The sequence below is a fragment of the Aquabacterium sp. genome, assembly GCF_004297345.1.
Lineage (GTDB): Bacteria > Pseudomonadota > Gammaproteobacteria > Burkholderiales > Burkholderiaceae_C > Aquabacterium.
The window spans coordinates 1-16,615 of sequence record NZ_SCTN01000505.1; the positions used below are offsets into that span (position 1 = coordinate 1).

Sequence of the window (16,615 nt, forward strand, 5' to 3'; positions counted from 1 at the left end):
GAAGCCGTGCTAGCCGTTTTGCTCGAAGAGGCGGATGTTTTTGTCACAGGATCCTCCTTCCCAAAATGCGTGATCCACAGACTGAAGTCTTGATCCGGTTACGCGTGGCCAGGTACTGCTCCATCGCCCGTCTGGTCAAACGAGGCTTCCCGTCAGGCTTGCGCCATCACAGGAAGCGCGCGGATTGTAGCCATGCTTGTGGGGCGATTTCACCAGACTATCCCTCAAGGTGTGTATTTCAGTGACACCAGATCAGGACAGGCATTGATCCAGACCAGCTTTGAACAGGTCCTGCGGCAGGTCAATACCGATGAACACCATCTTGCTGACTTTTGTCTCACCAGGGGCCCATTTCGGGCCGACATCGCTGCCCATCAACTGGTGAACACCCTGGAAGACCACCTTTTTGTCCATGCCCGTGACATTCAGAACCCCCTTGTAGCGCAGCATGCGCGGGCCGTAGATCTGGACCATGGAGCCCAGGAAATCTTCCAGCTTGGTGGGGTTGAAGGGGCGATTGGACTTGTAGACGAAGGACTTCACGTCATCGTCATGCACATGATGGTGCGGGTGGTTGCAGTGCTCGCCATGCTCGTGATCATGGTCGCAGTGTTCGCCATGCTCATGGTGATGGTGGGCGTGGCCGTCGTCCTTGAGGAAGTCAGGGTCGATGTCCAGCTTGGCGTTGAGGTTGAAGCCCTTGATATCAAAGACTTCCTTGAGCGCCACGTCACCAAAGTGCACGCGCTTCTGCGGCGCACGTGGGTTCATGTGCTTGATGCGGTGGGAGAGGGCGTCCGCCTCTTCCTTCGAGACCAGATCGGTCTTGCTCATGAAGATCTGGTCGGCAAAACCCACCTGGCGGCGCGCTTCCTGGCGTTCATCAAGCTGCTTGTCGCCGTGTTTGGCATCCACCAGGGTGACGATGGCGTCCAGCAGGTACAACTCGGCGATCTCGTCGTCCATGAAGAAGGTCTGGGCGACGGGGCCTGGATCGGCCACGCCGGTGGTTTCGATGACCACGCGGTCGAAGGTCAGGGTGCCGGCGCGCTTTTGCTTGGCCAGATCGGACAGCGTGTCGCGCAGGTCTTCGCGAATCGTGCAGCAGATGCAACCGTTGTTCATCTGGATGATCTGCTCTTCGGTATCGGCAACGAGGATGTCGTTGTCGATGTTTTCTTCCCCGAATTCGTTTTCAATCACGGCAATGCGCTGGCCGTGAGCTTCGGTGAGGATGCGTTTGAGCAGCGTGGTCTTGCCGCTGCCAAGGAAACCGGTGAGGATGGTGACTGGAATCAGGCTCATAGCACAAGTGTAGCCCTGTGTTGAGCTGGCTGCCGCGATGCTGTGACGGAATTGACGCGGCCATAGGGTATTCTTGCAGCATCCCAACCACGACACCCCCGCCAGTGTCCGAACCTTCTCATAGTCGACCATCCAAGGTTGACAAAAACCATGCGCATTCCCCGAAGCGGGAGCGTGATCAACGCAGTCTGTTTGTTCGCCTGGTGGAATTTCTGTCCCCGGGGCCGGACTCCACAGCCGAGCTGATTGAAACCCTGGCGGATGCCGAGCACCGTGAGTTGATCGAGCCTGAATCCCGTGTGATGCTGGAGGGCGTGATTCGCATGGCCAGCATGTCTGCGGGCGATGTCATGGTCGCGGTCAAACGCATGGACCTGCTTGATATCGATGCGCCGTACGACCAATTGCTGAAGCTGGTCATTGAAACCGGGCACTCACGTTTCCCTGTTTTCGAGGGCTCGCGGGACAACATCATTGGCATGTTGATGGCCAAAGACCTGCTCAAGTTGCAGCGGGCGCCCGAATTGAACCTGCGGACTTTGTTGCGTGCGCCGGTGTTCGTGCCCGAATCGAAGGGGCTGAACGAGCTGTTGCGCGAGTTCAGATCCAACCGCAGTCACATGGCCATCGTGATCGACGAGTTCGGCAAGACGGCCGGGCTGCTGACGATCGAAGACGTGCTGGAAGAGATCGTCGGCGAGATCGAGGACGAATTCGACGACGAAGACACCCCGTCGAGCATCTTCACGCTGGCTGACGGCAGTCAGCGCGTGGCGGGTGATGCTTCCATCGTGTCGGTCAATGAAACCTTCGAGACCAACCTCCCGGAAGAAGACTTTGACACCATCGGCGGGCTGGTGGCGCATGAGCTGGGGCGCGTGCCTCGGCGAGGGGAGCACATGGATGTAGGTGGTTTGCGCTTTTCCGTGATGCTGGCTCGTGGCGGCGCCGTGCGCTGGTTCAAGGTCACGCGCGCGCCGGATGCCGCTGAAACCGCCGAGCAGTGAGTCGCCTTTCATGACGCAGTTTTCTTCGCCCCTATGGCGGCATCGTGCTGTGCGTTGGGCTGTCGCCGGGGGGGCTTTGCATGCCTTGTCGCTGTCGCCCTGGTGCGCGGCCCTGCACCAGGCCGCACCTGCCGTGGTTCAGACCATGGCGCTTTGCCTGCTGTTGGTGGCCTTGTGGCGGGACGTCTCGTTGCCAAGGCAGGCCGCAGCTGCAACCTGGACCTATGGCACCGTCTGGCTGATCGGCGCGACGGGCTGGATGTACGTCAGCCTGCATCGCTTTGGTGAGATGCCCGCCTGGCTGGCTCTCGCGGCGGTTGTTGGCCTGTGCGCTGCTTTGTCTCTGTATATGGCAGCGGTAGGGTGGGGCTGGGCGCGTTGGCGTCGTCAGGTCTGGTGGGCGGATGCGCTGTTGTTTTCCGGGCTCTGGCTGACGGCTGAGTGGGCCCGTGCCGTGATCTTCACTGGCTTCCCATGGGGCGCAAGCGGTTACGGCATGCTCGGTGTGCCATTGGTGAAGTTGGCGCCCTGGCTGGGCGTGTATGGCCTGGGTTGCGTCTGGGTGCTCATGGTGGCGGCGTCGGTTTGGGCGATTCTGGGCGGGCGCTCTGGCAAGGCCAGGGTCGGCGTGCCATTGTTGCTGGCTGGTGCCGTTCTGGGCCTGTCCAAGGTGCCGTTGCACTCGTTCACACAGTCGCATGGTCGGGTATTGAGCGTGAGCCTGCTTCAAGGCAATGTGGCGCAGGACGAGAAGTTCGTATCCGAGCGTCAGGTGCCGATGCTGATTTGGCATGCGCGCCAGATCGTGTCTGCCAAAGGGCAGCTGGTTATTGCGCCGGAGACCGCCATTCCCTTGTTGCCATCCCAATTGCCCGAGGGGTACTGGGATCAGATCAAGCGCAGCTTCGGTTCCGGGAGCCAGCGCTACGCCCTGATCGGTGTGCCTCTGGGTGATTTTGATGTGGGCTATACCAACTCGGTGGCGGGCCTGTCGGCCGATGCGATGGCGATGCCTGAGGGCATGTACCGCTACAACAAGCATCACTTGGTGCCGTTCGGCGAGGTCATCCCACTGGGCTTTCATTGGTTTGTCCAGATGATGAACATGCCTTTGGGGGACTTCACCCGCGGTCCGCTGAATGCGCCGCCTTTCATCGTGCAAGATCAGCGCATTGCGCCCAATATCTGCTATGAAGATTTGTATGGCGAGGAGATTGCCGCCAGGTTCAGAGACGAGCGGCAAGCCCCGACCATCCTGGCTAATGTGAGCAATCTAGCCTGGTTCGGTGAGCACGTGGCTATCCACCAGCATCTGCAGATTGCCCGCATGCGCTCGCTGGAGTTCCAGTTGCCCACACTGCGTGCAACGAACACGGGCGCCACCGTGGTGATTGATCACGATGGCCGCGTGATACACGCTTTGGAGACCAATACCCGTGGCGTATTGGAGGCTTCCGTGCAGGGGCGAACGGGCATCACGCCCTTTGCCTATTGGGCCTCCAGGTGGGGCTTGTGGCCCATGTTCGCACTGGCTGTGTTGCTGATCGCTGCGGGTTGCGCGGGTGTGAGAAATCGCACGTTGGCGCCCCTTGGTGGAGATGGCCTCGCCATTCACTAGAATCGAGGTTTTGCATCGGGGTTGAGCAAGCCAGATCTGGCCACCTGATCGCAAGACAGCACAATCAATTTACTCATCGATCGAGGCCACTTCCTGAGTGGCTGAGGTCACACAAGGCTACAACATGCTGACCTTCCAGCAACTGATCCTGCGTTTGCAAAGCTATTGGGACGCCCAGGGCTGCACGCTGCTTCAACCCTATGACATGGAAGTGGGTGCCGGCACCAGCCACACGGCCACTTTCCTGCGCGCGTTGGGCCCCGAGCCCTGGAAGGCCGCCTACGTTCAACCCAGCCGCCGCCCCAAGGATGGCCGCTATGGCGAGAACCCCAACCGTTTGCAGCACTACTACCAATACCAGGTGGTGCTCAAGCCGGCGCCTGCCAACATCCTGGAGCTTTATCTGGGCTCGCTGGAGGCCCTGGGCTTCGATCTCAAGAAGAACGACATCCGCTTTGTGGAAGACGACTGGGAGAACCCCACGCTGGGCGCCTGGGGCCTGGGTTGGGAAGTCTGGCTCAACGGCATGGAGGTGACACAGTTCACCTACTTCCAGCAGGTGGGCGGCATTGACTGCAAGCCCATCACGGGCGAGATCACCTATGGCCTGGAGCGCCTGGCCATGTACCTGCAAGGCGTGGAGAGTGTGTACGACCTGGTCTATTCGAAGGATCCGGCGGGCAAGGTCGTGAAGTACGGCGATGTGTTCCATCAGAACGAGGTCGAGCAATCCACCTATAACTTCGAGCACAGCAACGTCGAGTTCCTGCTGGGTGCGTTCACCAATTACGAGACGCAGGCCAAGTACCTGATGGAGCAGCAGCTGGCCTTGCCTGCTTACGAGCAAGTGCTCAAAGCAGCGCACACCTTCAACCTGCTGGATGCCCGTGGCGCCATTTCGGTGACCGAGCGCGCTGCCTATATTGGTCGCATCCGCAATCTGGCGCGCGCCGTGGCCGCGTCTTACCTCGACAGTCGTGCCCGTCTGGGCTTCCCGATGGCGCCAAAGGCCTGGGCGGACGAGGTGATTGAACAACTGAATAACAAGAAGGCTGCCTGAACATGCACACCGCCAACCTCCTCGTTGAACTGTTTGTAGAAGAGTTGCCTCCCAAGGCGCTCAAGAAGCTGGGTGAGTCGTTTGCCAATGTGCTGGCCGACAGCCTGAAGGCGCAAGGCCTGGCCAAGGCTGATGCCGTTGTGACCTCGTATGCGTCGCCGCGCCGCCTGGCTGTGCATGTGACCGATGTGGCCGCCAAGGCTGCTGATCAGGCTGTCCAGCAAAAGCTGATGCCAGTAGCTGTTGGCCTGGATGCAAGCGGCAATGCCACGCCAGCGCTGCTCAAGAAGCTGGCTGCGCTGGGTGCAGGGCCTGAGGCTGTTGCTGGCCTCAAGCGCGCGCCTGATGGCAAGGCCGAGGCGCTGTTTTTTGACAGTGTCAAAGCGGGTGCGGCCTTGGCTGAAGGCCTGCAAAAGGCGCTGGACGAAAGCATCGCCAAGCTGCCTATCCCCAAGGTCATGACCTACCAACTGGAGCAGGGCGAAGGCGTCGGTTTCCAGCCCGGTTGGACCAGCGTGAACTTCGTGCGCCCGGCGCATGGACTGGTGGCCTTGCATGGCGATCAGGAAGTGCAGATTGCTGCGCTCGGCCTCAAGGCAGGCCGTAGCACTGTGGGGCATCGCTTCGAAGCCCGCGTTGAGAAGATCATTTTGTTGACGGCCGATACTTACGCCGAGCAGTTGCAGCATGACGGTGCCGTCATCGCCAGCTTTGCCGACCGCCGCGCCGAAATCGTGCGCCAGTTGGCCGCCGCTGCAGCCAAGGCCGGCACCAATCTCAAGCCCATCGAAGACGATGCCTTGCTTGATGAGGTCACGGCCCTGGTCGAGCGCCCCAATGTGCTGACGGGCCGCTTTGAGGAAGCCTTCCTGGACGTGCCGCAGGAATGCCTGATCCTCACGATGAAGGCCAACCAGAAGTACTTCCCGCTGCTGGACGAGTCGGGCAAGCTGACCAATCAGTTCCTGATCGTCAGCAACATCAATCCGCAAGACCCCAGTGCCGTGATCGGCGGCAACGAGCGCGTGGTTCGTCCGCGTCTGGCGGATGCCAAGTTCTTCTTCGATCAGGATCGCAAGAAGACGCTGGAATCCCGCGTGGGTGGCCTGGCCAAGGTGGTGTACCACGGCAAGCTGGGCACGCAAGGTGAGCGCGCAGAACGTGTGCGCGCCATTGCCCACGAGATCGTCAAGCAATGGAGCCTGGCGACCGTGCCTTTCACGGTGGATGCCAAGGACCACTTCGATGTGCTCGACAGCAAGGCTCAGCAGGCTGCTCGCCTGGCCAAGACCGACCTGCTGACCGACATGGTCGGCGAGTTCCCTGAACTGCAAGGGATCATGGGCGCCTACTACGCGCGCCATGAAGGCTTGCGTGACGGCGTGGCCATCGCGATCGAAGATCACTACAAGCCCCGTTTCGCTGGCGATGCGCTGCCGCGCAACCACACTGGCACCGTGGTGGCCCTGGCCGACAAGCTGGAAACGCTGGTGGGTCTGTTCGGCATCGGCCAGTTGCCCACGGGTGACAAGGATCCGTTTGCCCTGCGTCGTCATGCCCTGGGCGTGATCCGCATCCTGGTTGAAAACAACCTGCCGCTGGATCTGTCTGCCTTGCTGGCTGCGGTCATTCCCGTGTTCGGTGAGCTGATCAACAACCCGGCCGAGCACCTGCTGAGCTTCTTCTCTGACCGCCTGGCCGTGTCGCTGCGCGAACAAGGCTACAGCGCCCAGGAAGTGGACGCCGTGCTGGCCCTGCAACCAGAGCGTCTGGGCGACGTGCCGCGCCGCCTGGCTGCGGTGCGTGCATTTGCCGCGCTCCCTGAGGCTGCTGCATTGGCTGCCGCCAACAAGCGCGTGGGCAACATCCTCAAGAAGGCCGAGACCGAGGTGGAAGCCAAGGTTGATACCGCCTTGCTCAAGGAAGCTGCCGAGGCCGCGCTTTATGAAGCATTGCAGGCAGCTGCGCCAAAAGCACGCGCAGCGTTCGAAGAAGGTGACTACACTGCAAGCTTGCAGGCGCTGGCGGTGCTGCGCGCACCGGTTGACGCGTTCTTTGATGGCGTCATGGTCAATGCCGATGACGCTGCCCTGAAGGCAAACCGTCTGGGTCTCCTGGCCACCATGCACAAGGCCATGAACCAGGTGGCGGATATCTCCAGACTGGCGGCGTGATCTCTTGTCTGGACGCATCCACCCCGGAGAGGGCATGAAACTGGTCATCCTCGATCGCGACGGCACGATCAACCACGAACGCGAGGACTACATCAAGTCCAGCGACGAGTGGGTGCCGCTGCCCGGCGCGCTTGAGGCCATCGCCCGACTGAACCATGCCGGCTGGCATGTGGTCGTGGCGACGAACCAGTCCGGCATCGGCCGAGGCCTGTTCGACATGGTCGCGCTCAATGCCATGCACGCCAAGATGAACCAGTTGCTGGCGCGTGTCGGTGGGCGGGTCGAGGCGGTGTTTTTCTGCCCTCATACCCCGGAAGATCACTGCACCTGCCGCAAGCCTTTGCCGGGGCTGTTCCAGATGATTGGCCAGCGGTTCGGGCGCAGCCTGGACGGTGTGCCGATGGTGGGTGATCTGCCGCGTGATGTGCTGGCCGCGCAATCGGTTGGTTGCGAGCCGCACCTGGTGCGAACCGGGCAGGCCGCCACAATGAGCGAGGCCGATCTGTATGACCTGCGCCAGCGCGTCCCGGATCTGACGATCCATCCTGATCTTTCTGCGTTTGCGGATTTCCTTGTCCTGCGGGATCGCAAGGCCCATGGCGAAGACAGCCCGGTTGCGACCCATATGGGGGAGTTGACTTGAAACTCCCCGCGCCGATGCAGCTGGTGCTGTGGGGAGCCGATGAGCTCCACGCGGAACCGCCGTTGGCTATCCCTGCTGTATTTAATTTTCTGCCTCCTTTGACTGCTGCTGTATCGCCGCTTGCGGCTCCCCCTTTGTCCTCTTCTTCATCGTTGGCATCCGATCCCGCAGGGCGGGGCGATGGTTTGCCAGCTCTGGATGACGCCCCTGCGTCTGCCACCACGTCTGCGCTGCGGGCACCTCATCATCCGCATGTCGAATGCCATCCGGTGTGCGGCTTGCCATGGTTTCGCCACCCCCAGGCCCAGCACGAAATTCGCCTGGGCAAGGCCGTTGTGTCGTATGAGATTCAGCGCGCTCGCCGTCGCTCCATCGGCATGGTCGTTGGTGTTGAAGGCTTGAGCGTACGCGCGCCGCGCTGGGTGTCGTCTACTGACATTGAAACAGCCCTGCGAGCCAAGGAGCGCTGGATCTGCACCAAGCTGGTCGAGCAGCGCGAACGTGCTCAAAAGCAGTTATCTGCGCGCATTGACTGGCGTGAAGGCGCCACCGTGCCCTATCTAGGTGATTCTGTTGTGCTGGTGCTGGACCCTCGCGTGTCGGGTGCCGTGTTGCATGAACCCTCCGCCATTGTGGAGCGCGCGCTGCCTGGTGTGGCGCAACGCACGCTGCATCTGGGCCTGCCGCAAAACGCCTCGGCGGAGCAGATTCGCGATGCCGTGCAAGACTGGTTGCAGCAAGAGGCTGTGAAGGTCTTCCAGGCCCGCGTGCCCGTGTACGCCGAGCGCCTGGATGTGTCGGTACGCAAAGTCAGCCTGTCATCTGCCAAGACCCGTTGGGGCAGTGCCAGCGTGGACGGCTCCATTCGCTTGCACTGGCGTCTGATTCATTTCGGGGTCGATGTCATCGACTACGTTGTGGCGCACGAACTGGCGCACTTGCGCGAGATGAACCACAGCCCCCGCTTCTGGGAGGTTGTGCGTTCGGTGATGCCGGAGTTCGACGGGCCGCGAGACCAACTCCGGCACGCGGTCATTCCTGACTGATCGCTTGGCGGCTTGAGGCGGCTTCGATGCCGCCTCAAGCCTTCTCGTACAGCCACGTGCCTTCAGGCGAACGGCTGCGGCTGAGCAGGCCTCGGTGCCAGAGGTAGTTGAGGTGGGCGATGGCTTCGCCCATGGCAAACGTGGTCTGGTGCAGATCGAGTTGGCGCTTGAACAGCACGGGCAGCATGTCGGCTGCATGGCTGGGCTTGATACTGCAGGCGGCCATGACGTCGTCGAGACGATCCCGATGGTGGTCTTTCAGCTGTTGGATGCGCGCGTGGATGCCGGTAAACGGCAGGCCGTGTGAGGGCAGGGCTAGTGTGCAGGCTGGCAAGTCGGTCATCTTGTCAAGCGAGTTCAGGAACAGTCCCAGCGAGTCGCCTTCGGGTTCCAGATCCACGACGCTGACGTTGGTCGAGATGCTGGGCAAGAGCATGTCGCCGGAGATCAGCAGGCCATCACGCTCGTTGAACAGAGACATGTGCTCCGGGCTGTGTCCATAACCTGCCATGCAGCGCCATTCGCGCTCGCCAATCGTCACGGTCATGCCGTCCATCAACCGACGGTAGTCGTAGGGCACCTGTGGTACCAGCGATTTGAAGTAGTTGCTGCGGCCGCGAACTTTGCTCACGTCCTCGGGCTGGTTCAGCCCATGCTCGGCGAAGAAATCGGCCGCGCGTGGTCCGCCAAAACCGGTTGTCGATTCGCAAGCCAGTTGCGCAGCGAAGTGATCCGTGGCGCTCATCCACAGGCGCGCAGCTTGGCCCGGTGCGCTGAAGTGCTCGATCAGCCACTGGGCATTGCCGACATGATCCGGGTGCATGTGCGTGACCAGCATTCTTGTCAAAGGCTGGCCAGCCAGCGGGCCTTGCCACAAGCTTTGCCACGCCTCGCGTATGGCTTCCGTGGCCACGCCAGCGTCGACGATCGTCCATCCGGGTTGGCCAGCGAGTTCGTCATCGAGCGCCCACAGGTTGATGTGGTTGAGCGCAAAAGGCATGGGCATGCGGATCCAGTGCAGGCCTGGGCGCAATGTCATCAACTCGCCAACAGCCGGGCGAGTGTCGTTGAACGGATAGAGCAAGGGGGACGTTGGGGCGTGCATGGCGCTCACATGTTTCGGGGTGCGATCCATTGTGCCTTGTGACCCTTCGTGCTGTGTCCTGAAAAGGGCGAACCCAGGCTCAAGCGGCTGGGTTTCGATTCGGATATTTTGTTATTTTTGATAACAATGACCGCTGCGTGGGAAATCGGTGTCGGCAATGCTTCTTTTGCGTCTCGACAGCAGGATACGTGGCATCCCTTACTACACTCCTTGCTATGACACTTGATCACCTGTTTGAAAACAACCGGATCTGGGCGCGTGACATTGAGCAACGCACCCCCGGCTTCTTCTCCAGGCTGCAGCAACAGCAGTCGCCTCAGTACCTGTGGATCGGTTGCGCAGACAGCCGCGTTCCAGCCAACGAAATTTGCGGTTTGCTGCCGGGCGAGTTGTTCGTGCACCGCAATGTGGCCAATGTGGTTGTGCACTCTGACTTGAACTGCCTCTCCGTCATGGAGTTCGCCATCGATTCGCTCAAGGTCAAGCACATCATGGTGGTGGGGCACTATGGTTGCAGTGGCGTCAAGGCCGCGATGGAAAACCTGCGTATCGGTATCGCCGACAACTGGCTGCGTCACGTTCAGGATGTGCGACATCAGCATAAGGATTGGTTGTTCGGTCTGCCTGAAGGGCAAGCCCGGCTGGATGCGCTGTGCGAACTCAATGTGCTGGAGCAAAGCCTCAATGTGTGCCACACCACAGTGGTGCAGGACGCCTGGGCGCGTGGCCAGGAAGTCATGGTTCACGGGCTGGTATACGGCTTGCAAAATGGTTTGATCAATGACTTGCGCATGTCTGTGGCCAATCCGGTGGCGTTGAGTGAGGCCTATACCGAAGCGCTGACCAAACTCAAGCAGCGTTACGCAAGCAAAACCTGATCATCCCCACCTGTTCTCCTCGTTCATTCAAGGCAAACGATGTTTCCTCAACAGCTGACCGACCCCCGTGTCTTTGAAATCGCCAAGGCTTTGCTGGATGGCTTTGATCGCCACTACAAAATCTTCAGCGAAACGAGTGCGCAGTCCAAGAGGCGCTTTGAAGAAGCAGATTGGCATGGTCAGCAGACGGCTCAGCGCGTGCGTATCGAGTTCTATGACTTGCGGGTGGATGAGGCCGTGGAGCGCCTGGATCAGGACTACCAGGCCAGCTCCTTGCCGATGGAGGTCTGGCACCAGATCAAGCTGTTCTACATCGGCTTGCTGACCGGCCACAAACAGCCGGAGTTGGCCGAAACCTTCTTCAACTCGGTCACGATCAAGATCCTGCATCGCAAGTACTACAAGAACGACTTCATCTTTGTGCGCCCGGCCGTGTCGACCGAGTACATCGATGATGACGAAGGCGAGGGCAATGCCACCTTCCGGGCGTATTACCCCACGCGCGAGAACATGCGGGAGATGCTCAAGACGCTGGTCGTCAACTATGAGTTAGCCATTCCTTTCGAGGACCTGGACAGGGATATCGACTTTGTTCATGAGGCGTTGCTGGAACAGGTCGGCAATGTGCGCCTGCGTACCAACTTCCAGATCCAGGTGTTGTCGTCCCTGTTCTTTCGAAACAAAGGGGCCTACATCGTTGGCAAAGTGGTGAACGGTTTCCGCAGCCTGCCGTTTGCCATTCCCATCCTGCACAACTCTAAGAACCGTCTCTACATTGATGCGGCGCTGTTTGGCGAGGACGATCTGTTGGCCTTGTTCAGCTTTGCTCGCGCCTACTTCATGGTCAACATGCCTGTGCCATCGGCCTATGTGCAATTCCTGCGCACGTTGATGCCGCGCAAGCCACGTGGGGAGCTCTACAGCGCCATCGGCCTGCAGAAGCACGGCAAGAACCTCTTCTATCGGGATTTCCTTTTCCACCTCAAGCATTCGAGCGACAAGTTTCGCATTGCCCCTGGCATCAAGGGCATGGTCATGCTGGTGTTCGATCTGCCGTCCTATCCCTTTGTGTTCAAGGTGATCAAGGACTACTTTCCACCCCAAAAGGAAACCACACGCGCTCAGATCATGGGCAAGTACCAGCTCGTGAAACAGCACGATCGCGTCGGGCGCATGGCTGATTCGCTGGAGTTCACGAACGTGGCGTTCCCCCGTCATCGCTTTGATGACGAGCTGATCGAAGAGCTGCGCAAGTTCTCGCCCAGCGTCATCGAGGAAGATGAAGACGGCAAGGTGCTGATCCTCAAACATCTTTACATCGAGCGCCGCATGGTGCCGCTCAACATCTACATCCAGGAAGCCTCAGGGGAGTCGCTGGAGCATGCCGTGATCGAATACGGCAATGCCTTGAAGGACCTGGTGGCCGCCAACATCTTCCCTGGCGACATGCTGTGGAAGAACTTCGGTGTGACGCGCAATGGCAAGGTCGTGTTCTATGACTACGACGAAATCGAGTACGTCACTGACTGCGTGTTCCGCAAGGTGCCCGAGCCTCGCAATGAGGAAGATGAGATGTCTGGCGAAATCTGGTATTCAGTGGGGCCGCATGACGTGTTCCCTGAAACCTTTGGCCCGTTCCTCTTGGGCGACCCGCGCGTGCGTGCCATCTTCATGAAGCACCATGCCGATCTGCTTGAGGCCGATTTCTGGCAGCAGCATAAAGAGCGCATCAAGGCTGGTTATGTGCACGACGTGTTCCCGTACGACCGGGCGCGGCGTTTTGTGCATCGTATCCACAGCGCGCAGACGCCCCTCGATCCATCGGATGAAATCGCGCCAACGGAGGAGCCGGTGGACGTGCGACCGTTGGGTCGTGATGTGCACGATCAGGGGACGCTGTCTGGTTTCACCACGGGTGGTGCAGCCAGCGGCGACTGATGAACCGTGGCGGCAAGCTGCCGGCATGAAAAAGGGGGCTTGAAGCCCCTTTTTTTGATGACGAAGAACGTCAGTTCACCAGAGTTGCCACCAGGGCTTGCTGACTGGCGCTTGTTGTGTCTGAGCTTGTTCACCCAGGTACTTGCTGCCAGGAAAGCTTTGCTGGAGCACGCGCTGGGCGTCGTCACGCAATTGGACCAGGCCCAGGTTGTCGTACGCCTTCGTCATGATGTAGAGCGCTTCTTCGATTGCGGGCGACTGGCGGTAGTCCTTGACCGCTTGCTGCGCCCGATTGGCTGCAGCCAGATTGGCACCGCGGCGCAGATAGTAGCGCGCCACATGCACTTCGCCGGCAGCCAGCGAATTGACGATGTGGTTCATGCGCAGGCGCGCATCTGGCGTGTATTTCGAGTTGGGGAAGCGGTCGCTCAGCAGCCTGAATGACTCGTAGGCATCACGTGCAGCTTGCTGGTCCCGCTCGGCCAGATCCTGGCTGGCCAGGCGACCGAACAGCCCCAGGTCATCATTGAAGTTGATCAGACCTTGCAGGTAGTAAGCGTAGTCCAGTGCCGGGCTGGTAGGGTGCAGTCGAATGAAGCGTTCGAGCTTGGCCAGCGCCTGGGCCTTCTCGCCCGTTTTGTAGTAGGCGTAGGCCAGGTCGATCTGGGCTTGCTGCGCGAGGACGGTGCCGGATGCCCGTGCCTCCACCTTTTCAAGGCGCTTGATGGCGCTTTCGAAATTGCCGTCATCCGCCTCTTCCTTGGCGTCTGCGTACAATTTGTCCGGGCTGATGTTGGCAAACTCGTCTTGAGGGGCCGATCCGCATGCCACCATGAGGGCGCTCACAGCCAGTGCCAGCAAGCCGGCACGCTGGCGGGGCCAGGTGCTCCAAGAGGTGTTCTTCAGCAGTTTCACGTGTTTATGTTGCGGATCGCTCCGCTTGCAGTCCCGCCTTGCAGCGTCGGAGCCTGCAGTATAGAAGCCCTCGGGCCCATCTTTGTCCACTTACCGGGTTTGTTTGCCACATGGCGCGTCGTCCTCGTATTGAATCTTCTTCCCCTGTTGCGGTCCCCTTGTCAGAAGAGGTCGCTGACGTCGACTTGCCTGACGATGACTGGTCGGACATTCCAGCCCCGGAGTTGGTGGCGAGCGCACGCGTGCCGGAGCGCCGCGTGTTGTTGGTCGATGCTGCGGCACATGGGCAGCGTCTGGATGTGTTTTTGGTGACTGGGGCGTCGGAGTTTTCTCGCAGTCACCTCAAGGGCCTGGTGGAGGAGGGGTGTGTCGAGGTGGATGGCAAGGTGGCCAACTCCGCTTCTCGCAAGGTGTTGGTTGGGCAGCAAGTGGCTGTGGTGCTGAAACCCACAGCGCAAAGTCAGGCGTTTCTGGCTGAGCCCATGGATTTGCCCATTGTGTTCGAGGACGAGCACCTGCTTGTGGTCAACAAGCCGGCGGGCCTGGTGGTGCATCCGGCTGCAGGCAACTGGACGGGCACTTTGATGAATGGGCTGTTGGCGCACCATGCCGGTGCCGCCGATCTCCCGCGCGCAGGCATTGTTCACCGGTTGGACAAGGACACCAGCGGTTTGATGGTGGTCGGCAAGACCGTGGTTGCGGTCACGGCTTTGACTCGTGCCATCGCCGCCCGTGAGGTCAGCAGGCAATATCTGGCGCTGGCGCATGGGCATGTCGCCGCATCTTTTTCCGTCGAGTCGTCCATTGGCCGTGATCCAGCGACGCGCATCAAAATGGCGGTGGTGCCCTCTGGCAAGCCGGCCAGAACCGATGTGCAGTGCCTTTTGTTAGGGGAGTGGGCGCCTGCCGCGGTCAGCAAGAGCGAGCAACTGCCCGCGCGGCGCTTCAGTGGCGTCTTGTGTACTTTGCACACAGGCCGCACCCACCAGATTCGCGTTCACCTGAGCAGCCGAAAGCACCCCTTGGTGGCTGACGCCGTGTACGGTGGTGCGCTTGCGTTGGGTATGACGCGCCAGGCTTTGCACGCCGCCAGGTTGTCCTTTGTGCATCCAGCCACTGGCCAGACCGTGAAATTCGAGGCCCCTTTGCCGGATGATATGGCTGCCGCGTGGGCCATGTTGGCCGAGTCTGGGCAGGCCGCTTGATGAATGCCGCCAGATTCTGCGTAAGTGGTGCATAATGTGTCGATAGATATCGGGTCAAGAGCCCGAAATCGGGTGGCTTTTGAGAAAAAGCCTGTCACGGGAGGTCAGCCCTCAAGGCGTTCCCCGGCCTGATCACCTCGATTTGAGGTCCCTATTTTTGAAGAAATCGGGTGCATGACGCACCCCCGAGTAGCCTGATTCGTGGATCTGCGGCATGACTGCGGCGGTCCTGTATCAAGCGTTTTGTACGGAAGCCATGCCAGGCGTTCCGGCCATGTTCGATTGAAGAGATGGAAGTCCTCAATCCTCAGGATGCCCAGTGCGTTCTTGAAGCGGCGCTGATGTGCGCCCACCAGCCAATGACGGTGCGTGAAATGCGCCAGTTGTTCGACGACACCATGTCGGCGGACACAGTGCTGTCGCTGTTGGCCGAGTTGGGCACACGATGGGATGGCCGAGGGGTTGAGTTGCGTCAGACTGCGCATGGCTGGCGCTTTCAGACTCGGGCCGAGATCCAGCCTCATCTGGATCGCCTGAACCCTGAGAAGCCGCCCAAGTACTCTCGCGCCACCCTGGAGACGCTGGCCATCATTGCCTACAAGCAGCCGGTCACGCGTGGTGACATTGAGGCCATTCGCGGCGTGACGGTGAGTTCCAACATCGTCAAGCAACTGGAAGAGCGTGGCTGGGTGGAAGTAATCGGGCACCGCGAGGCGCCTGGTCGCCCCGGCTTGTATGCCACGACAAAGCAGTTCCTGGATGACCTGGGGCTGGCTTCGCTCAACGAGTTGCCAACGCTGGACGGCTTGCCTGTCAGTCAGGCCCTGTTGCCCGGCCTGGATGCCGCCGAAGCGGGCGATGATGCGCCTGCTGAGGGTGCGGGTGACCAGGATGGGCTGTCAGGTGAGGCTGATCAACCGTCCTTGCTGGATGCTGATGGCGATGCTGAAGTGAGGGCTGCTGAGCAGCCGGCTGCAGCGTCTGACGACATATTTGAAGAAGAACCGGCTGCTGCGCCTGAAGTGCAGGCACCTGCCGACACAGAACCACATTCCGATTTCCCTGCTCCATGACCACAGACAACGTGCCCATGCAAGATCCCAATGAACAGCCATTGGTCACCGAAGAGGTGGTCAAGCCCAAGCGTACGCGTCGTACGAAGGCAGCCGATGACGCTGCGCCCGCTGCAGATGCAGTGACCGCGTCCGAAGAGGCTGCGCCAGCCAAGAAAACAGCAGTGCGCCGCAAGAAGGTCTCGGTTGAGGCTGCGCCGGCCGAGGTGACGGCGGAGGTCGTTGCTGAGGTGGCCGTTGATGCTGCGGCGCCAGCCAAGCCCAAGCGCGCGCCCCGCAAGAAGGCTGCGAATGTGGTGGATGCCGCCGCGGAGGGGGCTGTCGCTGCGCCCGTGCTGTCGGTGGATGCAGTTAGCGAAAATATCGCGTATGGCGTCAACCAATCGGCACAGGAGTCTGCTGTCGATGCAGGCGGTATGGAGACCGCGCCCGCATCGCCAGAAGGGTCTGAGGGCGGTCCTGCGCCTCGCGAGGGGCGTGGTCGCCGTGATCGCGATCGTGGAGATCGTCAGCGCGGCCCCCGTGGTGAACGTGGCGAGCGCGGCGATCGTCCTCCTCGTGAAGATCGCGTAGCGCAGGCTGGCGACATCGAATCGGGTGAGGGTGATTCTGGCGAGTTGTCGGGTGATGCTGGTGACGAGAGATCGG

13 protein-coding genes and 1 pseudogene are annotated in these 16,615 nt (G+C 60.4%); 11 read left to right on the top strand and 3 right to left on the bottom strand.

Translation table 11 applies throughout. The features are described 5' to 3' along the window. Positions 1-252: 252 nt before the first annotated feature. On the bottom strand, positions 253-1,305 hold the full coding sequence (locus EPO09_RS19475; protein WP_290645764.1) for a GTP-binding protein: 1,053 nt from the start codon (positions 1,303-1,305) through the stop codon (positions 253-255). A 188-nt stretch (positions 1,306-1,493) separates the two neighbouring features. Between EPO09_RS19475 and EPO09_RS19480 the strand changes: the two genes are divergently transcribed. The 6 genes from EPO09_RS19480 (at position 1,494) to EPO09_RS19505 (ending at position 8,853) form a co-directional block, all read left to right on the top strand. After that, positions 1,494-2,312, top strand: a complete 819-nt coding sequence (locus EPO09_RS19480) for an HlyC/CorC family transporter (protein ID WP_290645783.1) — start codon at positions 1,494-1,496, stop codon at positions 2,310-2,312. A gap of 10 nt (positions 2,313-2,322) precedes the next feature. Beyond that, positions 2,323-3,930 carry an apolipoprotein N-acyltransferase gene (gene lnt, locus EPO09_RS19485; RefSeq protein ID WP_290645766.1) on the top strand — a complete coding sequence of 536 codons (1,608 nt, stop codon included), beginning with the start codon at positions 2,323-2,325 and terminating at the stop codon, positions 3,928-3,930. 124 nt (positions 3,931-4,054) lie between these two features. Further along, positions 4,055-4,990: a glycine--tRNA ligase subunit alpha gene (gene glyQ / locus EPO09_RS19490; protein ID WP_290645785.1), complete on the top strand. Its 936-nt coding sequence runs from the start codon at positions 4,055-4,057 to the stop codon at positions 4,988-4,990. A gap of 2 nt (positions 4,991-4,992) precedes the next feature. Next, entirely contained in the window at positions 4,993-7,164 is a 2,172-nt protein-coding gene (glyS, locus tag EPO09_RS19495) for a glycine--tRNA ligase subunit beta (RefSeq protein ID WP_290645768.1), read from the top strand. Positions 7,165-7,198: 34 nt separating this feature from the next. Next, the gene (gene gmhB / locus EPO09_RS19500; RefSeq protein WP_290645769.1) at positions 7,199-7,807 is read left to right on the top strand and encodes a D-glycero-beta-D-manno-heptose 1,7-bisphosphate 7-phosphatase; all 609 of its coding nucleotides are present in this window, start codon (positions 7,199-7,201) and stop codon (positions 7,805-7,807) included. Between the two features lie 134 nt (positions 7,808-7,941). Next, a complete protein-coding gene (locus EPO09_RS19505; protein ID WP_290645771.1) occupies positions 7,942-8,853 on the top strand; it encodes a M48 family metallopeptidase in 912 nt (303 codons plus the stop codon). 34 nt (positions 8,854-8,887) lie between these two features. On the opposite strand, the gene EPO09_RS19510 is transcribed toward EPO09_RS19505, so the two are convergent. After that, the gene (locus EPO09_RS19510) at positions 8,888-9,958 is read right to left on the bottom strand and encodes an MBL fold metallo-hydrolase (protein WP_290645773.1); all 1,071 of its coding nucleotides are present in this window, start codon (positions 9,956-9,958) and stop codon (positions 8,888-8,890) included. Between the two features lie 215 nt (positions 9,959-10,173). Here EPO09_RS19510 and can point away from each other — a divergent pair, with 215 nt between their 5' ends. Both can and aceK read left to right on the top strand, forming a co-directional pair. Further along, positions 10,174-10,836: a carbonate dehydratase gene (gene can / locus EPO09_RS19515; RefSeq protein WP_290645775.1), complete on the top strand. Its 663-nt coding sequence runs from the start codon at positions 10,174-10,176 to the stop codon at positions 10,834-10,836. 39 nt (positions 10,837-10,875) lie between these two features. Next, entirely contained in the window at positions 10,876-12,774 is a 1,899-nt protein-coding gene (gene aceK, locus EPO09_RS19520) for a bifunctional isocitrate dehydrogenase kinase/phosphatase (protein WP_290645777.1), read from the top strand. Positions 12,775-12,849: 75 nt separating this feature from the next. Here aceK and EPO09_RS19525 read toward each other — a convergent pair whose 3' ends face one another. Beyond that, positions 12,850-13,680: an outer membrane protein assembly factor BamD gene (locus EPO09_RS19525; protein WP_290645787.1), complete on the bottom strand. Its 831-nt coding sequence runs from the start codon at positions 13,678-13,680 to the stop codon at positions 12,850-12,852. 119 nt (positions 13,681-13,799) lie between these two features. Between EPO09_RS19525 and EPO09_RS19530 the strand changes: the two genes are divergently transcribed. From EPO09_RS19530 to EPO09_RS19540, 3 genes and pseudogenes are all read left to right on the top strand, one after another. Continuing rightward, the gene (locus tag EPO09_RS19530; RefSeq protein WP_290645779.1) at positions 13,800-14,894 is read left to right on the top strand and encodes an RluA family pseudouridine synthase; all 1,095 of its coding nucleotides are present in this window, start codon (positions 13,800-13,802) and stop codon (positions 14,892-14,894) included. Positions 14,895-15,184: 290 nt separating this feature from the next. Further along, complete coding sequence (gene scpB / locus EPO09_RS19535; RefSeq protein WP_290645781.1) at positions 15,185-15,967, top strand: SMC-Scp complex subunit ScpB; 783 nt, start codon at positions 15,185-15,187, stop codon at positions 15,965-15,967. Continuing rightward, positions 15,964-16,615 (top strand): annotated as a pseudogene (locus EPO09_RS19540) (hypothetical protein); the annotation flags it as partial. The gene scpB and the pseudogene EPO09_RS19540, both read left to right, overlap by 4 nt.